The organism is Mycobacterium sp. IDUB_9, from assembly GCF_055419505.1.
Map to the genome: position 1 here is coordinate 241,054 of NZ_JBVAXU010000004.1, position 17,460 is coordinate 258,513.

The following is a 17,460-nucleotide window of genomic DNA, read 5'->3' on the forward strand; positions in this document are numbered from 1 at the left end:
GCCGCGTCGGGGCGACTTCAGGGAGCGATCTTGAGACTTGTCATGAGCATGGTTCCGGCGATGGTTCTCGCCGGAACGGCTGTCGGTTTCGCGAGCCCGGCTGTCGCCGAAGAGCTCAACGGCACCTACCGCTATGACCACGACGGTCCGTCGACGTGGAGCACCTGGACCGTCACCCCATGTGGCGCGGGATGCGCAGACGTGGCGGCCACCGGTGGTGCGACGTGGGCGGCGTATGGAGGTCAGGCCCACCTCGACGGCGGGACCTGGACGATGGCGAGCCCGTGGCCCGACGCCGGGACCTGCGAGGGCACCCCGCTCACCGCCTCACGCACGCTGTCCTGGGACGCTCAGGCGCTGACGGGCACCGGGTTCGCCACCTGGGAGGCGAGCGACTGCGGCCCGGCCGAGCGCAGCGAACGGTTCTCATTCACGTTGACGAAGCTCTCTTAGGCAGGCGTTGACGCCTTGAGATTGCGCCCACGGTCGTGATCTGTCCTGGTGCGCAACCCTGTGTGCGATTTCAACGCGTCGGCCGTGAATAACTGCCTGGCTCTGCCATAGTCGTCCATTGTGGGTAGCCGAGAAAAGCACTACTTGCGGCGGTCGTTCTGGGCGCTGGTGGGTGTGGCTGTCCTGGGTTTCGGATCAGCCGTGTTGCGCGTCGCGCAGGTCGGCGTGGATCCCTACACCGCGGCCAACATCGGTATCAGCAACACGATTGGGCTCGACCTCGGCACGTACCAGCTGATCAGCAACGCCGTGCTGCTGATCCCGGTCTTCTTCTTCGGCCGCATGTACATCGGGATCGGCTCGATCATCAACATGGTCATGACCGGGTACTTCATTCAATGGTTCTCGGCCTTGCTGAGCCCCCTGGTTCCCGTCGACCCCGGACGCGTGCTGCAGACCGCGATGTTCCTCGTCGGGATCACGTTGTTCGCCGCCGGTGCGTCGATGTACATGACCGCAGCGTTGGGCAACGCCCCGTACGACGCGATCGCCCCGATCATCGTCGATCACACGCACCTGCCGTACCGGGCGGTGCGGGTGGCCCAGGACCTCGCGTTCGTCGCGTTGGCGTTGGCGTTCCACGGGCAGGTCGGCATCGGGACGGTGATGACCGCGTTCTTCGCCGGTCCGCTGATCGACTTCTTCACCGAGAAGGTCAACAAGCCGCTGATGAAGAAGGACCTGGCGGCGCTCGACTCATTTCAGCAGCGCATCAAGACCACTCGCTGGCATTTCTGACGGCGGAGTCGTGATGAGTGCCCGAGCAAGACGCTCGGCCGGGGTATCCAGCCGAGCGTCTGCCCGATCTCACCCGGCACGCCTACGGCGTGCTGTGTGTTCCGTTGGCCCCGTTGCTGCCGTTGGCGCCGGCCTTCCCGGAGCTTCCGGCTTTGCCGGCCGTTCCGGGTTTGCCGATTGCACCCTTCTTGCCGGGCGTGCCCGCGCTGCCTGCCGAACCACTCGCGCCGGCAGCTCCGGTCGCACCGGTGCTGCCGGTGGCGCCGGTCTGGCCTGCGGTGCCGGTCTTGCCCTTCGAGCCGAACGCGCCGCCGGAGCCGGCCGTGCCTGCCGCGCCGCCGGAGCCGCCCGAGCCTCCCGCACCGCCGGAGCCTCCCGCACCCGCTGTACCCGCGGCGCCACCTGACCCGGCGGCGCCGCCGGAACCACCGGAACCGGCTGTGCCCGCAGCACCTCCCGATCCTCCCGAACCTCCGGCAGCACCCTTGCCGCCTTGTCCGCCGAGGCCCACGGTTCCTGGAATGTTCGCGTAGTTGGCGAGGCCGCCTTTGCCGCCGTTGCCACCCTTGCCGCCGTCGGCGCCGTTGCCACCGACACCGCCGTTGCCGGCCGCGCCGCCCTCGCCGCCCTGGCCTCCGTCACCACCGGCACCGCCGTTGCCGGCCGCGCCGCCCTGGCCGCCGGTGCCACCTTCGCCACCCTGCCCGCCGTCACCGCCGTTGCCGGCAGCCCCACCGGAGCCGAAGATGCCGAACAAGCCGGCGCTGCCGCCGTTGCCGCCCTTGCCGCCGGCCTTGCCTGTGGTGCCCGCGGATCCGGTGCCGCCCTGAGTGCCGTTGCCGCCAGTGCCGCCTGTTTTTCCGTCAGTGCCCGCGCCGCCGGTGTGGCCGTCGGTGCCGTTCTGCCCGGTCTGTCCGGCTGCGCCCTGAGCGCCGTCGCCACCATCGCCGCCGTTACCACCGTTGGCGCCGAATGCCCCGGCACCGCCCGTGCCGCCGTCGCCGCCGCCAGCACCGGGCACATTTCCGTCGCCACCGTCGCCACCGTCGCCGCCCGTATGGCCGGCTCCGATGTTGCCGTTTCCGTTGCCGCCGTTACCACCGGGAGCGCCGTCACCGCCGTCGCCACCGCTGCCTGCCACGGCCGTGCCGATCCCGCCAATGCCCTTGGTGCCCTGGGCACCCGGAGTGCCCGTCGGGTTGGCGCCGTCGGCTCCCTTCGCGCCGTCTACGCCGTCGTCCCCCTTGTTGCCGGTGGTCCCGTCATCGCCGTCCGGCCCGTTCTTACCGGCTGTGCCGCCCGTCCCGCTCTCGCCTTGCGTACCTGCGATGCCGACGCCGCCATTGCCGCCGTCACCACCCTTGCCGAACATCGAGAACAACCCGGCTTCGCCGCCGTTACCACCGTCACCACCGGCGAGGCCGTCGCCGCCGCGACCGCCGTTGCCGGCGAAGAGACCGGCGTTGCCGCCCGATCCACCGTTGGCCCCGGCGCCGCCGTTGCCCAACAGCAAGCCACCCGCGCCGCCATTGCAGGCCGCCCCGGTGCAGTCGGAAGCCGCGTCGATGCCGTTGCCGATCAGCCAACCGCCGTCACCGATGACGGGTTGCCCGGTCGCCGAAACGAGTGCGTTGGGCGTGGGGGCGCTGGATATCGATCCGACCACGGCCCGGTTGTTGGCCAGCCACCAAATGTCGCTCGCCGCTGGGGCATTCGACGTGGAGGCATTCGGAAGTGGAGGTAGCGCCGAATCGGAATTGACGAGTTGGATGTTCGGAGACTGCGCGACGGTCGGCGGCGTATCCGGCGTGCTGAACAGCAGGATGCCTGCACCTGCCATCGCTGCGCCGGCCACACCGGTGGTGATGATCGGACGCACCGTGGCGCGCGATCTGGCCTTTCTATGTTTGGACAAGGATCGGACCTCTCCATGGTCAGTGCTTGACTGCATCGGTTTCCCTTCCACCGCAGTGGTTTCCACGCGGGCACTGGCGGACAGCCAGCAGTCAAGGACCGTACAGAGAGGGGAGTGGAACAAGTTCCAGTTTGAGAACCTTCGGATGCGCACTTTGTGCAGTATCAAAATTTAGTTCCGGCTAAATACGATGTTGACCTGCTCATTGAGCGCGCATGACTTGTCGACGGTCGCGTCAATCTGATCTTGAAGCGGCATGAAGACTAATAGTCTCGTTACTGAGGTCTCGTCCGCGTCACCCTGGCGGGGACCGAAGCGCACAGGGCCTACGATGCGGAAGTGGTAGCGGGATCCTGGCCGACGCACATTCCGGTGGCGACCGTCGGACGGCCGGCCACTGCGCGTGCGGGTGTTCCCCGTCCGGGAATTGCCCGTGTGCTGCGGGATCGCACCGGTCTGGTGGTGGTCGCGGCCCCCGCGGGATACGGCAAGACCACTGCGGTCGTGCAGTGGGACGACGCGGACGAACGCCCGTTCGCGTGGGTGCGGCTGGACAACCTCGACAACGACCCGGCCCATCTGCTGTTGCATCTCGCGACGGCGCTGAATCAGATCAAGCCCATCGACCCGACAGTGCTTCACTACCTGCAGGGGGCGGGCCGCGCCGAGCCCCAACTGGTGTCGGCGTTCGTCCAGGCTCTTGAGACCTGCGGGCCTGTCGTCCTGGTGCTGGATGACGTTCACGAGTTGTCGGCAGGCGCGGCCGTCGACTCCCTGCGCGCAGTGGTGGATCTAGCCCCGAACTCGACGACGCTGGCGCTCGTCGGCCGGCAGACTCCTGCCGTCGATCTGGCGCGACGCCGACTGCAGGGCTATGTCGTCGAGATCGGAATTCCGGAGCTGAAGCTTTCCGGATCCGAAGGCGCAGCGGCATTTGCGGCCCTCGGTGCAGGCACGGACGAGGCCACGATCGCGCGGGTACTCGACAGGTGCGAAGGCTGGGCGGCCGGTGTGGTCATGGCAGCGTTGGCGCTGCGCGATGGCGCTCCGGCTGAGGTGGTAACCGGTCGGCACCGACTGGTGGCCGACTACCTGGTCGAGGAGGTACTCAGCCAGCTCGACCCCGATACCGCCACATTCCTGATGGAATCGGCGATGCTGGACCGCTTCTGCGCCGACGAACTCGATGCGCTGGTCGGACGTACCGATTCGGCTGCGATGCTCGACGCGATCACTCGATCCGGCAACATGTTCCTGGTTTCCATTGACAATCAAGGCATCTGGTACCGCTATCACCAGCTCTTCGGTGACCTGTTGCGCGCGCGGTTGCGTGATCGGGATCCGGACCGGTTCCGGGAGTTGGCTGCAAGGGCGGCAGATTGGCTGGCCCAAGCCGGTGACGTCGATGGCGCGCTGGCTCAGGCGCTGGCTGCCGATGATCGTGCTCAGGTGGCCGCACTGGTGGGTGTCGACGCCGTGCGGCTGGGCTTTGACGGCCGTGTCGGGGTCTTGGCCCGGCGGCTCAGCCTCATCGATGAGCAGACCTTCACCGACTATCCCGACGCGGCGATCGCGCGGGCCTGGCTGGGCGTGACAACCGGTGACGCCGAGTTGATCCAGCGGTCGTTGTTGACCGCGGCCGCGGCCGACACCGGCGAGCCGCTCTCCGATGGCACACCCTCGGTCGAGGTGGCTGCGGCGCTGATCGGTTCTCTGATCGGTGTCGGCGGCGTGGGGGAGGTGATCCGTCATGCTGAAACCGTCTGTGAGTCAGGCGATCACCTGGTCAATCCATGGTGGGGTGCGGCCACCACGATGAAAGGTACTGCCCTGGCCATGCTCGGGGAATCCGGGCAGGCCCGGGCCACCCTGGAATCTGCCCTACCGGTGATCGAAGACCTACCCGGATTTCAGGCCGCCGCACTGGCACATCTCGCCGCATTGGACCTCGGTGACGGCGACCTGCCGGCCGCCATCTCACACACCAACGCCGCGCGCTCGATCGTCGACTCACGCGACTTGTCCGACATGGTCCCGATGGTGGTGGTCTACGCGGTCGACGCACTGGTCCGGGCTCGGCGCGGAGACGTGGACGGAGCGCGCAGGGCCGTCCGCGCGACCGAGCGGCTTGTCGACCGGTTGGGAGATCTGTCCGCTCGTACCGCCCTGATGGCCCATGTGCTGGTTGCGGGCGCAGCTGTCGAGATCGACGACACCGAACTGTGTGACCGTCACCTGGACGCGGCGCACCGCGCTCATCGGCGTGAACCTGAGGCTGTCGGCATCGGGCAATGGCTGGACGATATCCGGGTCTTGTCGGCGGCCCGCGCGGCTCGCGGCGCTCGGCCGTCGCTGACGAAGGCCGAGCTGCGGTTGTTGCGGCACTTGGCATCCCACCTGTCGTTGCAGGGTATCGCCGACGAGTTGACCGTGAGCCGGGAGACCGTGAAGAGCCAGACGAAGTCGATCTACCGCAAGCTCGCCGTGGCGTCCCGCGCCGCCGCGGTTGCCGAGGCCGACCGGCTCGGGCTGCTCAGTGACGCCGCGCGAGCCGCTTCGCGAACGGCAACAGCATCAGAAACTCGGCGATCAACACCACGGTGATCATCACGACCACCTTCGGATCGTCGAAGTTCTGGCCGGCGACCACGAACGCCGCTGCGGCGTTGCGCTGAGCGGTGCCCAGCGCCAGCACCTCCCGTGTCCCGGGACCGCCCATGAGCCAACCGATTCCGGCGCAGATCACCGTGTAGATGACAGCCGCCAGGATGCCGAACGTGCCGAATACCGACAGCACGCTGTTGAAATGCGCGGTGATCGTGAACGTGATCACGAGAATCATGCTGACGGTGGACACCTTCGCGATCACAGGCTGGAGGCGGGCGGCCACACCGGGGCCGCGGGCCCGCAGCAGTAGGCCCGCGGCCAGTGGGATGAGCATCAGCACCACGAGAGACATCGCGATCTGGACGGGGTTGACGGCCGCGCCCGAGACGAAGATCGGCAGGATCAGCGGCACATATCCCACGGTGACCACCATCAACAGCACCATCAGGCCCACCGCGAAGGCCATGTCGGCCTTCGCGAACTCGGCGAGCTTGATCAGGAAGGGTGCGCCGGCCGCGAGTCCGCACAACAGCAGCCCGATCCCGAGCGGGTCATCCAGATCGAACACCCGCCACAGCCCGAACGCGGCCAGCGGCGCCAGCACGAAGTTGGCCGCGAGGGCCAGGGCAACCACGCGAATGTTCTTGAGCGGAGCCAGGATCTGGCCGACGGTCAAGCCCAGCCCGACCGCCAGAGTGCTCGAGACAACGAAGAAGAGAACGGCGATATTCGAACCCTGCAAGAGGAGATCGTTCATGCCGGTCCCTATCAGGCCATCGTTACAAGGTTGCGCCAGAAGGACTTCAGGCTGTCACTGGCGCCGAACAGTGTCGTGAAGTGCGTCGAGTCGACCAGCACGATGTCACCGGCGCGATCACCGGACGGCGGCATGTGGATCAGTGCGTTGAACTCGGTGTTGCCGGCCAACGTGAACGGATGCGGCCGGGTCTGGTCGATCAATTGCCGGCCCAGCACTCTGAGGTTCGACCCCTCGGGCGCGGTCAACTCATAGTGCGGCAGGTGCGGATGCAGTGCCAGCGTGGTGACGTCGCGCAACAGGCCGGCGGAATCCAGATCGCGGAAGCCGGTAAGCGGCACAATCTGTTTGGTCCCCTCGACCGTGGCTGGACGCAGGCCCCAGGTGTTGTGCACCGGGATGTTCAATCCGGTCAGCAGTGACCGGGCATAGCCACTGAAGCGCTGGATCCGCGGTGTCAGCGGATCGCCGTGGTGCAGGTACTCCATCTGCTGCTGTTCTTTGTCGTCGGTGAACCCGACGTCATGGTGCGGTGCCAGCATCAGGCAGGTGCCCTCGCGCTTCAACCACTGCTGGATCGCGGCGATCTCCTCTTCAGTGGCGGCCTCGTCGCCGAGCAGGTGGTCCAGGCCGAAGATCATCAGAGTGTCGGTGTCGTCCAGGATGCGTTCATCGATCGGTAACCGGTACCCAGCCTGATCGACCCGTTGAAACACCGCCACCGGATGTCCGGTGGCCTCGCCGGCCACGTCTTGGAAAGCCAGGGACGACCGGTGGAATAATTCCAGCGTTCCGTCGATGCCCTGCAGGAAGTCGCGCGGGTCGTACTCGGGTCCGGCGTAGGCGGGCCAGGTCGCCAGACGAACTTCCGTCATGGTGGAGTACCGGTTGTACAGCAGCGCCGGATCGCGCTGGACCTCCCACGGGTAGCTCCACGACCAATAGATGGAAACCCGTCGTTTGCCGTTGTGCGGCCGGGCGATATGGGCCTGGTTGTACGTGCGGGCGTATGACTGTGACGCCATGATGTCTCCTAATTCTCGAGGCTTGTGAGGTAGCGCAACGCGCTCATACCGGGCAGGAAGAAGTACGCTCCGCCGCGCAGCGTGGTGAACGCCGGTAACCCCTTGTGCACCTTGCGGATCGGCCGCTTCGGAATCTTGAAGTCGAGCGTGCCGTCCTGGGTGCCGCAGATGGGGTCGTGATCGTTGCCGAGGTCTTTGAACGCGGTGTCGTTGATCCAGACGTTCTGCGCGAACTCGAACTGGCGTACCAGGCTGGCGCAGATCAGGAACATCCCGACACCGCGTTCGACCCCGTCGTCGGCCCCCGCTGGCAAGCCTTCGGGCAGTGCCGGGCCGTAGGTGCCGCTGCGCCGGATCAGCCTGCGCCGATTCGGATTAGGTTCGGTATCGCGTGGGTTGAGGCGGCGGGCGTGAGAGCCGAGCGGACACGCGTAGCCGTGCGGATCCATCTCGCCGTAGTCGAAATCGTTGTTACGCATCGGATCCGCACCCAGTTCCGGATCGTCGTGTTCGGGTGCCAGTACCAGCGGTGCGCCGCTGCGCCAGCGGCCCATGAACTTGGCGGCCAGTAGCTCCTCGTCCTCGTCGCCCTCGGCGGTCTGCTTCAGGTAGTCGCGGAAGACCCCGACATGTTCCTCGAGCCTGCGGTACGCCATGTAGCTGCCGTTGCGCGAAAGCACCTCGGGCGTGGGCTGGTCCGCCACCAGCCCCTCTTCGTCGGGATATCCGAGGAGGAATTCTCCCGGTTCCAGTGCCCCGCCCGAGCCAGGTATCAGTACCTCTCCGGAACCTTTCATCTGCGGCTGCGATATCGGATCGCGGTACCCGAAGTGATCGTGGTCGTACTCGAACGGTGCGGTGGCCGCCAGATCAAGATGCGACAGTGACCGCACACCGGGGCAGCGCGCCAGTAGTGCGTCGTGCTCGCCGACGCACCGCACGCGTTCGTCCTCGTCGCGGGCGAACAGGATGACGATGGCGTGCAAGTCGTCATCCGCGAGCCCGCCCAGCCAGTGTTCGGGCGCGGCCGCACCGGTGTCTCCGAGGATGTCGGCCCGAGACGCCATGCCCTCGCGAAACTCGTCCGGGAACGAGGCGAGTGACCCGTCGTCCAGACCCAACGCGCGCAACCCATTCCAGGTGAAGGCCAGGTTGACCCAACGTTTGAAGACATTGACCGTCTCCCGGACATCGGTGGCCGACTGCACCAGGGGGACCATCTCGGCCAGCCAGGCTCGCCCCGCTTCGGGGGTCTCGAAGGCCAGGAACTCGTACCGACCGGTCAAGTGGGGCGTCCCGGTCAGCATGATGTGCTGGATATCGTCGAATTCGAGGTCGGTCATTGCATCTGGTCCAACATGTCGGAGAACGCGGCCTTGAGCCGCAATGCCTTCTTGACCTCCTCGGACGTGATGTACGGGTACTCGCCATACTCCAGGAAGCTGGGCACCTGGTGGTCGCGAACGAACATGATGAAGGCTTCAGGGTTGGTCTTCCAGTCCTCCGGGAAGCCCACCAGGTGGGTGAACGCAGTGGTGATGCCGGTCGAGCTGAACAGCTTGACGGCATCCTCGGTGTACTTGTCGAAGTCGGTATCGAAGATGCCCTGGTACTGGAAGTGCACACCGGAGCCGACATCGAACAGTTGCCAGCGCAAGTAATGGAGCTTCAGCGGGGCCAGCACGTCGGGCTGCGCGGCCACAGCCGCCTCGAGTTGCTTGCCGTAATCGCGGATCGCCTGCTCGTGGCCGTCGAGCACCTTGGCGATGATGTTGAATCCGTAGCAGGCGGGGGTGCGGGGATAGACCGGGCCGTACCGCCCCCGGGTCAGTTCGAAGTAGCCCTCCTGGGGGAGGGCTAGAGCTGCCGGCTGGGTCCAATCGTTATTTCCGTTGTGCGCCATGGCAACGAGATTATGAGCGCAGCAGTCGCACGTCGTCCCCCGAAACGGGGGAAAACCCGCCCGTCAGGCGAGTCGCTCAACCTCGACGAAGACGATGGGATCGCGGTCGCCGCGGTTCTCGACGGTGTGCTCGGAGCCCGCGGGACGTGAATAGCTCTGTCCGGCTACGAGTTCCGCGACGATCTCCATGCCATCGGCAGTGACGACGTGCATGGTGCCGGTGACCAGCGGGACCACCACGTACTCGTAATCGTGCCGGTGCATCGGTATCGCACCACCGGGATTGATCGTCCACTGGGTGACACGGAACCAGTCATTCTCGAGCTGGATCTCACCGTGGGATCCGGTCGTCATTTTCGCTGGGCCATCAGAAGTCGGGCGTGCTCACGTCTTCGAGTTCCTGCTCGGGGCCCGTCGGTGCGACCGGCGCAGTGGGAGTGGTCCTGACTTCTGCCGAACCGCACTCCGTGCCGGTGACTCCGGGCGGGCAAAGGCTGTTGCTGCTCGGCGAGTTCGGCACCAGGTAGGGGACACAACTGCCGGTGTAGGTGTCGTTGTCCTCGCCGTTCGGGCAGGCCGCCCGCGCGGTCGACGGTGTGGGCGAGGCGGCGATCGCGGTGGCCGCTGCCATGACCGCGATCGCGGAGCAGGCGGTGACGATCAGGCGTCGGGTAGGGATCAGGGCTGTCATGTCGTTCGCTTTCAGTCGATGACCGCGGTGGCCTTGTGTACCGTGATCGGTGCTGCCAGCTGCTGCTCATCGCAGATCCGTTGCAGTTTCTCCAGTGTCTCAGCCAGACCAGGGCCGGTCCGGCGGCCGGGGGTGAATGTCGCAGGCAGATGTTTCATGCCCTGGATGACGCCGATGGTCTCGTAGTGGACGGCGCCGTCGGGATCGCATCGGTAGTCCGGCATCCGGTCGAGCACCCCGGTGAGCATCGACTTGAACACCGTGCGCGCCACATTCGAGCCGATGCACCGGTGCACGCCCAAGCCGAAACTGAAGTGGCGGTTACCCGTTCGGTCCATCACCAGATCGTTGGGCCTCTCGAAGACACGCGGGTCGCGGTTGGCCATCGCCCAGGAAAGCCATAACCGCTCGCCTTCCTTGAGTGGCACACCATCCACTTCGATGTCCTCGGCGATGGTGCGCCCGTCCCCGGGTGCCGGGGTGAAGAAACGCAGGAACTCCTCGGTCGCCGGGTCGAGCAACCAAGCACGGTCCCGGCTCAACCGCTCACGCTCATCAGGGTGTTGAGAGAGCCACTCGAGGGAGTGCGCGGTCAGTGCCGTCGTGGTGTCGAAGCCGCCGCCGATCAGGAGCATGAGCATGCCCAGGATTTCCGAATCGGGTGCGGGCTCGCCATCGATACGCATCTGGACCATGGCATCGATCAAACCCGGACGCGGATCCTCGCGGATCACGGCAACGTGGCCCATCATGTGCACCGCTGAGGCCACGGACAGGTCGAAGACGCGTTTGGCGTCGGGGGAGTCGGCAGGCGTGTACACCGATGCGTGCGCGGGTTCGCAGTAGATCTCCCACTCGGCGAGCGGAACACCCAGCAGACCGAGCGTCAGCACCGCCGGGACGATGTTCGCCAGATCGTCGACGAAATCGATACGGCCGTCTTCGATCTTCTCGTCCAGGCACGCCCTGACGAGCTCGTCGACGACCGGCTTCCACCGCGCGACCGCGGCGGGCGAGAGGTACCCGTTGAGCGGTGTCCGGTATGCGCGGTGCTCGGGATCGTCCATCTCCAACATGCCCCCGCGGAACTGCGTGCTCACCTCACCGCGCGGAATGTTGATGCCCCGGTAGCCGTTTCGCTCCCCGACGATGTCGTTGTCGTTCGAGATGTGTGGGCAGCGGGCCAGTTCGAAGACCTCGCTGCTGCCGGCGGCCACCCAGTGCCCTCCGTAGGTGTCGGTCCAGGCCAGCGGGCAGGAACCCAGCATCTCGGACGTGATCGGCTCGAACTGGTCGCGATACTGCGGGGTGTGCCGATCGAAGTGGTAGCTGCGCCCGGTATGTCGAGCTTCCGCCGTCGCGCCCTCGGTCATCTGCGCTCCCAACGCCGTTGTGGGTCTGCAGGTCTGAGAATAGGAACTATGCGCGCCGGCGTGGGCGGTTCGGGTAGATCACGGCGTCAGATTCAGAATTGCCTTGCCGTACTCGAGGTCGGCGGGCACCGAGATGTGGTCATGGGTGACGAGCCAGACGCCGTCCACGCAGCGCAGGCACGCTGTCCACCGCACCCACATGTCGATGTCGCGACCACTGGCCAGTGTGCCGCGGACATGGTTGAGGCTGTGCACGAATGCGAGGTCGCCTTCGGTGGTGACGGTCAACTCGTGCACGTCGTAGCCGATCGGGCCGGTGTACGCGGTGAAGACTTCCTGCCAGGCGCGTCGCTTGTTGTCGTCACCGGCGTACCGCAGCGGTGCCCCGAGATCGAAGGACACGACGTCGGGCGCATAGAGGGCAGTCAGAGTGTCGAGATCGCGCGCACGGATCGCGTTGACGCCGTCGGCGATGCGCTGTCGAATGGCGGCTTCAGTCACGAATGTCACGGTAGGTCAGGGTGAGGTCGAACCGGCGCGGTTCGCCGTGACTCCCTTCCGCACTTGCTGTGCCGGACTTGCCGCGACAAGTTACAGTTCCGTCAATCTCATGTAATTCTCAGGATGGGGCTTGTGCATGGAACTTGCTGTTCGCCCGTGGTTGGCCACCGGAGTGGCGATGGTCGGCGCGACCGCGGTGGCGTTGTCGCCGGTCACGCCGTCGTGGCAGGCGCCCGCTGTGCAGGTGGCAGCCCCGGCGGTCGCCTCTGAGTTCCAACTCACCGACTTCGAGCTTCCCTACATTCTGACGTTGCCGATCGTGCGGCAGTCGATCCGCAACTGGGCCGAGAACTGGGCCGTCTACCTGGCTGGGCTGGGCCAGGCCGGGATCGGTCTGGGACAGTCGGTGCTGGCGATCCCCGGCGTCACGGTGGAGATCATCCAGCAGGTTTTCGATCTGGACTTCGTCGGGGCGTTCGACACCTTCACCCAGGCGGTGCGGGATTCGGTGATCGCAGTTGGTCAGCCGCTCTTGGATTCGGCGATCTGGCGCAACCAGAAGTATCTGGTGGTGCAGGCCGCGATGGAGGCCGCGTGGCCCCGGGCTGTCATCGATGTCGCCAACGGATTCCTCGATGCCGGCAGCGGCGCCGTGAACGCGTTCATCCTGGGCACACAGAATTTGGTCGCCGCCATACTCACCTTCGATCTGGGCAACATCGTCGACGCCACGGTAGACGGAACGAAGAACTTCCTTATCTCCCTCGGGGACGGGGCGAGGTCGATCGTCGACGGCATCGAGGCCGCTCAGTTCGGGATCACCACCGCGCTGGCGACCGCACCACCACCGCGGCCCACCTTCGACACCGCGCAACTGCGCGTTCCGTCAGCCGCGGCGCCGGTCAGTCTCGGGGCGCCGTTCAAGGCTGTCACCATCGACGTCCCCGAGGTCCCCGAGGTCCAGCCGGATCTGGAAGCGCCCGCCAAACTGGCTGCCGCAACAGAGGATTCACCGGTTTCGAAGAAGAAGGTCGCTGACCGCACCGCGGTCAAGGCCGCGCTGAAACAGGTTGGGGCCGACGTCAAGAACCTCAGTGACCGGGTGACGGCCAATCTGAACAATGACGCAGACGGCAAAACGCGCGTCGGCGTCAACGCCGACAGCAAGGCTCAGGGCAAGAAGGGGTCCACTGCCGCCGCGAAGCCTGCCGGTCGGCACTCCGAACGCGGCGAGGGCTGAGTCACACCCCGAGAATCAGTCGGCAGGATTGATTCCGAGGTCGGCGAGCAGGACACGAACCCGACGCTCGATGTCGTCGCGAATCGGACGGACCGCGTCGACTCCGAGGCCGGCCGGATCGGCCAACTCCCAGTTCTCGTACCGCTTGCCGGGGAAGTACGGACACGTGTCCCCGCATCCCATTGTCACGACGACGTCGGCGGCCTGGACGATCTCGTCGGTCCATCGCCGAGGTTGCCGGTGCGCGATGTCGATACCGACTTCGGCCATCGCCGCCACGGCCGCGGGGTTGACCATCTCGGCAGGCTCCGAGCCTCCCGAGAACACGGATGCCCGGTCTCCGGCGAGGTGGGCGAAGTAGCCCATCGCGATCTGGGACCGGCCCGCGTTATGGGTGCACAGGAACAACACGCTGGGGCGGTCGTGCTCGGCCATCACCTGCTCCTCACGGGTTGGTCGTGTCCTGCGGCGGCGAACCGGGGTCGCAGGCCCAGTGACACGTAGACCAGCGCCACGAGTACGGGCACTTCGATGAGCGGGCCGACCACACCTGCCAGAGCTTGGCCGGAGGTCGCGCCGTACGTCGCGATCGCCACCGCGATGGCCAGTTCGAAGTTGTTGCCTGCGGCCGTGAACGCCAGGGTGGTGGTGCGCTCGTACCCCAGCCCCAGGATCGCTCCCAGCGCGTATCCGCCGCCCCACATGATCGCGAAATACGCCAGCAGTGGCAGTGCGATGCGTGCGACGTCCCACGGACGTTCGGCGATCTGGTCGCCCTGAAGCGCGAACAGCACCACGATGGTGAACAGCAGGCCGTACAGGGCCCACGGACCAATGCGCGGCAGGAATGTCGATTCGTACCAGTCCCGGCCCTTCGCGGATTCGCCGATGCGGCGCGACAGGTAGCCGGCCAGGAGCGGGACACCCAGGAAGATGATCACCGACTTGGCGATCTGCCATGGCGAGGTATCGATGCGAGCCTGCTCAAGGCCGAGCCAGCCGGGCAGAACCGACAGGTAGAACCAGCCGAGCACGGCGAACATGAGCACTTGAAAGATCGAATTGAGGGCGACCAGTACCGCGGCGGCCTCACGGTCGCCGCAGGCCAGGTCGTTCCAGATGATGACCATGGCGATGCAACGGGCCAGTCCGACGATGATGAGACCTGTTCGGTACTCGGGCAGATCAGGCAGGAAGAGCCAGGCCAGAGCGAACATCAGGGCAGGGCCCAGCACCCAGTTGAGGATCAGCGAGCTGATCAACAGCTTGCGATCACCGGTCACGCGGTCGAGCCGGTCGTAGCGCACCTTCGCCAGGACCGGGTACATCATGATCAGCAGGCCGAGGGCGATCGGCAGCGAGATGCCGTCGATCTGAACGTGGTTCAGTGCGGTGTTGACTCCGGGAACGAGCCTTCCGAGCAGCAGGCCCGCGGCCATCGCCATGGCGATCCACAGCGGCAGGAGCCGGTCCAGCGTCGAAAGTCGCGCGGGTACAACCTGGTTCACGATGTGCAGCAGGCGCTGCCGGGTTCGGCGCCATCGAGTGCGGGTGAATTGGTGCCGAAGGATTCCGAGTCGGCGAGAACTGTGTAGACCTCCCACTTTTCGCCGGCGGGCCCGCTGACCCACACCTTGTCCTGGGTGGCGAAGCAACAGGTGGTGCCGATCTCCTCCTCGGTGAACAGGCCTTCGTCCGTGAGGCGGGCGATCTCCGCGTGCACCTGCTCACTGGACTCGACCTCGACACCGAGATGATTGAGTGTCCCGCCGTGCCCGGGGTTTTCGATGAGCACCAGTTTCAGCGGGGGAGCGGCGATGGCGAAGTTGGCATAGCCGGGCTTGACCTTCGCCGGAGCCGTGTTGAAGAGCTTCGAGTAGAACGTGATGGCTTCGTCGAGATCATCGACGTTCAAGGCGAGTTGTGCACGCGACATGACAGGCTCCCAACCTCTGCGACTTATGTCGAACTATCCGGGCAGCATCGATAATGCCACCTCTTCGACGTATGTCAATATCCTCTGGCAGGATGGGTACATGCCCAAAGCGTTGCCGGTGGTCGACACCTCCGAACCGGTCTGCTGCTCACCCGTGGCGGCCGGCCCGATCGATGACGATGGAGCGCTGGAGATCGCCTTGAGGCTGAAAGCGCTGGCCGACCCGGTGCGGGTCAAGCTCGTGTCGCTGCTGTTCAGTGCGGAGGCCGGAGAAGTCTGCGGGTGTGATCTGGCGGCTGCGGTCGGCTTGGCGGAATCCACCGTCAGCCATCATCTGTCGCAATTGCGGCGCGCGGGAATGGTGGAGTCCGAACGGCGCGGGATGAACGTCTACCACCGCCCGCGCCGGGACTCGCTCGTCGCGTTGTGCACCGTGCTCGATCCGAACTGCTGTCGCTAGGGCGCGCCGGAGCCGTCGGGCCCGGGCATGGCTCTGCGTCAGACGCACTCGACGCAGAGTTGCTGCTCACCCTTCTGCAGCGCCAGCCGGTTGCGGTGCTGCACCAGGAAGCAGCTGGAACAGGTGAACTCGTCAGCCTGCTTGGGGACGACCCGCACGCTCAGCTCCTCGCCGGAAATGTCGGCGTCGGGAAGGTCGAACGAATCGACCACCTCGTCCTCGTCGATGACTGCGGTGTTGGCCGCGGCGCGTCGCTGGGTGGCGAGTTCTTCGAGCGACTCTTCGCTCGCCTCGTCCGTTTCCTTGACACGCGGGGCGTCGTAATCAGTAGCCATAGATGATCCTCCTAAGTCCAAGACCAATGTTTTTGGCCAACGCCGCAGCGGGACTCCTTGTTCCCCGGGCGAACAGCCTGTAAACGTCGGATGCACCGTAGCGGTTCAAACGCTCGCAGTCTTCATAGGGGCGCGTGATCCTGAGTACAGTCGTCGGCGTGCATGACGATGTCAGAGGTTCGGACGCCGAGATTTTCGATGACGCTGAGGTTGATGAGTACCTCGATGACGACGATGTGGAACTGGAGGACCTGGACGCCAACGGCCAGGTGATCTCGATCCGTCGCGCCAATGGCGAGGAGCTTCTCACCATCGTCGCCCAGGATGACGAGTGGAATGTCGACCTGCAGCCCGGGGGTTCCGTGCAGAGCGCGTTCCTCGGTTCGCGACGCGACACCCCGGTGTGGATCAACGCTCTTGACGGCCAGATCGAGCGTGACGAGGACGGCACCTACGTCATCCGGATCGACTGACCTTCGCAGCTCTTTGCGCTCGTAGTGAGTGCAACCGTGGTGTTCGGCCACCCTGTCGCCGATGGTGACGGGGTGTCCTCTCTGCGTGTAGTGAAGCTCGGTGCCCACATCGGCGCCCGCATCGACGGAATCGACGTCGACGGCAACCTCGACCCGGCCACGGTCTCCGCGATCAACGATGCCCTCCTCGAGCACAAGGTCATCTTCTTTCGGGGGCAACACCACCTCGACGACGACGGTCAGCTGGCGTTCGCCCGGTTGCTCGGTACGCCGACGGGCGCACACCCGACCGTCACCTCGCGGGGCGATCGGATCCTGCCCATCGACTCGCGGTATGACAAGGCCAACAGCTGGCATACCGATGTGACGTTCGTCGACCGCATCCCGAAGGCGTCGCTGCTGCGGGCGGTGACGCTCCCGGACTACGGCGGCACCACGACATGGGCGTCGACGGAGGCGGCCTACGACCGGCTACCCGAGGCGCTGCGTGCGTTGGTCGAGAACCTGTGGGCGGTTCACACCAACCAATACGACTATGCGGCCGACTACGACGGACGCCATGAGGAAGTTGCCGACGGCCACCGTCAGTACCGCGAGGAGTTCGAGTCCGAGTACTACGAGACCGAGCATCCGGTGGTGCGGATACATCCCGAGACCGGCAAGCGGGTTTTGCTGCTGGGACACTTCGTCAAACAGTTCGCGGGTCTCAGCGCCGCCGAGTCCGCCACCCTGTTCCAGCTGCTTCAGAATCGGATCATCAAGTTGGAGAACACGATTCGCTGGAACTGGGAGCTGGGAGACCTGGCGATCTGGGATAACCGGGCGACCCAGCACTACGCGGTGGCCGACTACGACGACCAGTTCCGCCGGCTGAGCCGGATCACGCTGGCCGGTGACATTCCGGTCGATGTCCACGGCCGGCGCAGCCGGGCGATCGCCGGCGATGCATCCCGCTACTCCGAGGTCATCGCGCCCGTCGCGTTGGCCGGCTGA

18 protein-coding genes and 1 pseudogene are annotated in these 17,460 nt (G+C 65.8%); 7 read left to right on the forward strand and 12 right to left on the reverse strand.

What is annotated here, in order from left to right; genetic code table 11:
* Window positions 1–30: 30 nt before the first annotated feature.
* Both ACZY08_RS19220 and ACZY08_RS19225 read left to right on the forward strand, forming a co-directional pair.
* Complete coding sequence (locus tag ACZY08_RS19220) at window positions 31–453, forward strand: hypothetical protein (RefSeq protein ID WP_463746211.1); 423 nt, start codon at window positions 31–33, stop codon at window positions 451–453.
* Between the two features lie 120 nt (window positions 454–573).
* Entirely contained in the window at window positions 574–1,251 is a 678-nt protein-coding gene (locus tag ACZY08_RS19225) for a YczE/YyaS/YitT family protein (protein WP_463746212.1), read from the forward strand.
* A gap of 82 nt (window positions 1,252–1,333) precedes the next feature.
* Here the strand turns inward: ACZY08_RS19225 and ACZY08_RS19230 are convergent, their stop codons facing one another.
* On the reverse strand, window positions 1,334–3,166 hold the full coding sequence (locus ACZY08_RS19230; protein ID WP_463746213.1) for a PGRS repeat-containing protein: 1,833 nt from the start codon (window positions 3,164–3,166) through the stop codon (window positions 1,334–1,336).
* Window positions 3,167–3,505: 339 nt separating this feature from the next.
* On the opposite strand from ACZY08_RS19230, the gene ACZY08_RS19235 reads away from it, so the two are divergent.
* On the forward strand, window positions 3,506–5,770 hold the full coding sequence (locus tag ACZY08_RS19235; protein ID WP_463746214.1) for an AAA family ATPase: 2,265 nt from the start codon (window positions 3,506–3,508) through the stop codon (window positions 5,768–5,770).
* On the opposite strand, the gene ACZY08_RS19240 is transcribed toward ACZY08_RS19235, so the two are convergent.
* The 8 genes from ACZY08_RS19240 to ACZY08_RS19275 all read right to left on the reverse strand — a co-directional run bounded on the left by ACZY08_RS19240 (window position 5,700) and on the right by ACZY08_RS19275 (window position 12,023).
* Window positions 5,700–6,530, reverse strand: a complete 831-nt coding sequence (locus tag ACZY08_RS19240; RefSeq protein WP_463746215.1) for a bile acid:sodium symporter family protein — start codon at window positions 6,528–6,530, stop codon at window positions 5,700–5,702. The two genes, ACZY08_RS19235 and ACZY08_RS19240, sit on opposite strands and share 71 nt — an antisense overlap.
* Before the next feature lie 11 nt (window positions 6,531–6,541).
* Window positions 6,542–7,555 (reverse strand): hypothetical protein, encoded by a 1,014-nt coding sequence (locus ACZY08_RS19245; RefSeq protein WP_463746216.1) that lies wholly within the window; start codon window positions 7,553–7,555, stop codon window positions 6,542–6,544.
* An 8-nt stretch (window positions 7,556–7,563) separates the two neighbouring features.
* Window positions 7,564–8,898, reverse strand: coding sequence for a Dyp-type peroxidase (locus ACZY08_RS19250; RefSeq protein WP_463746217.1), 1,335 nt, complete (start codon window positions 8,896–8,898; stop codon window positions 7,564–7,566).
* Complete coding sequence (locus tag ACZY08_RS19255; RefSeq protein ID WP_463746218.1) at window positions 8,895–9,458, reverse strand: hypothetical protein; 564 nt, start codon at window positions 9,456–9,458, stop codon at window positions 8,895–8,897. The genes ACZY08_RS19250 and ACZY08_RS19255 overlap by 4 nt, the downstream gene beginning before the upstream one ends.
* Window positions 9,459–9,521: 63 nt before the next feature.
* On the reverse strand, window positions 9,522–9,812 hold the full coding sequence (locus ACZY08_RS19260; protein ID WP_463746219.1) for a cupin domain-containing protein: 291 nt from the start codon (window positions 9,810–9,812) through the stop codon (window positions 9,522–9,524).
* A gap of 13 nt (window positions 9,813–9,825) precedes the next feature.
* Window positions 9,826–10,149: a hypothetical protein gene (locus tag ACZY08_RS19265; protein ID WP_463746220.1), complete on the reverse strand. Its 324-nt coding sequence runs from the start codon at window positions 10,147–10,149 to the stop codon at window positions 9,826–9,828.
* An 11-nt stretch (window positions 10,150–10,160) separates the two neighbouring features.
* Window positions 10,161–11,522, reverse strand: a complete 1,362-nt coding sequence (locus ACZY08_RS19270) for a cytochrome P450 (protein WP_463746221.1) — start codon at window positions 11,520–11,522, stop codon at window positions 10,161–10,163.
* A gap of 78 nt (window positions 11,523–11,600) precedes the next feature.
* Complete coding sequence (locus tag ACZY08_RS19275; protein ID WP_463746222.1) at window positions 11,601–12,023, reverse strand: YybH family protein; 423 nt, start codon at window positions 12,021–12,023, stop codon at window positions 11,601–11,603.
* 136 nt (window positions 12,024–12,159) lie between these two features.
* Here ACZY08_RS19275 and ACZY08_RS19280 point away from each other — a divergent pair, with 136 nt between their 5' ends.
* A complete protein-coding gene (locus ACZY08_RS19280; RefSeq protein WP_463746223.1) occupies window positions 12,160–13,263 on the forward strand; it encodes a hypothetical protein in 1,104 nt (367 codons plus the stop codon).
* 15 nt (window positions 13,264–13,278) lie between these two features.
* Here ACZY08_RS19280 and arsB read toward each other — a convergent pair.
* Window positions 13,279–14,783, reverse strand: a pseudogene (gene arsB, locus ACZY08_RS19285) (ACR3 family arsenite efflux transporter).
* Entirely contained in the window at window positions 14,768–15,199 is a 432-nt protein-coding gene (locus ACZY08_RS19290) for an ArsI/CadI family heavy metal resistance metalloenzyme (protein WP_463746224.1), read from the reverse strand. The pseudogene arsB and the gene ACZY08_RS19290 overlap by 16 nt, the downstream one beginning before the upstream one ends.
* A 100-nt stretch (window positions 15,200–15,299) precedes the next feature.
* On the opposite strand from ACZY08_RS19290, the gene ACZY08_RS19295 reads away from it, so the two are divergent.
* Window positions 15,300–15,659, forward strand: coding sequence for an Rv2640c family ArsR-like transcriptional regulator (locus ACZY08_RS19295; RefSeq protein ID WP_044519995.1), 360 nt, complete (start codon window positions 15,300–15,302; stop codon window positions 15,657–15,659).
* Window positions 15,660–15,697: 38 nt separating this feature from the next.
* Here ACZY08_RS19295 and ACZY08_RS19300 read toward each other — a convergent pair whose 3' ends face one another.
* Entirely contained in the window at window positions 15,698–15,994 is a 297-nt protein-coding gene (locus ACZY08_RS19300; RefSeq protein ID WP_463746225.1) for a DUF4193 domain-containing protein, read from the reverse strand.
* Window positions 15,995–16,152: 158 nt separating this feature from the next.
* Here ACZY08_RS19300 and ACZY08_RS19305 point away from each other — a divergent pair, with 158 nt between their 5' ends.
* On the forward strand, window positions 16,153–16,467 hold the full coding sequence (locus ACZY08_RS19305; protein ID WP_463746226.1) for a hypothetical protein: 315 nt from the start codon (window positions 16,153–16,155) through the stop codon (window positions 16,465–16,467).
* 72 nt (window positions 16,468–16,539) lie between these two features.
* The gene (locus tag ACZY08_RS19310; protein WP_463746227.1) at window positions 16,540–17,460 is read left to right on the forward strand and encodes a TauD/TfdA dioxygenase family protein; all 921 of its coding nucleotides are present in this window, start codon (window positions 16,540–16,542) and stop codon (window positions 17,458–17,460) included.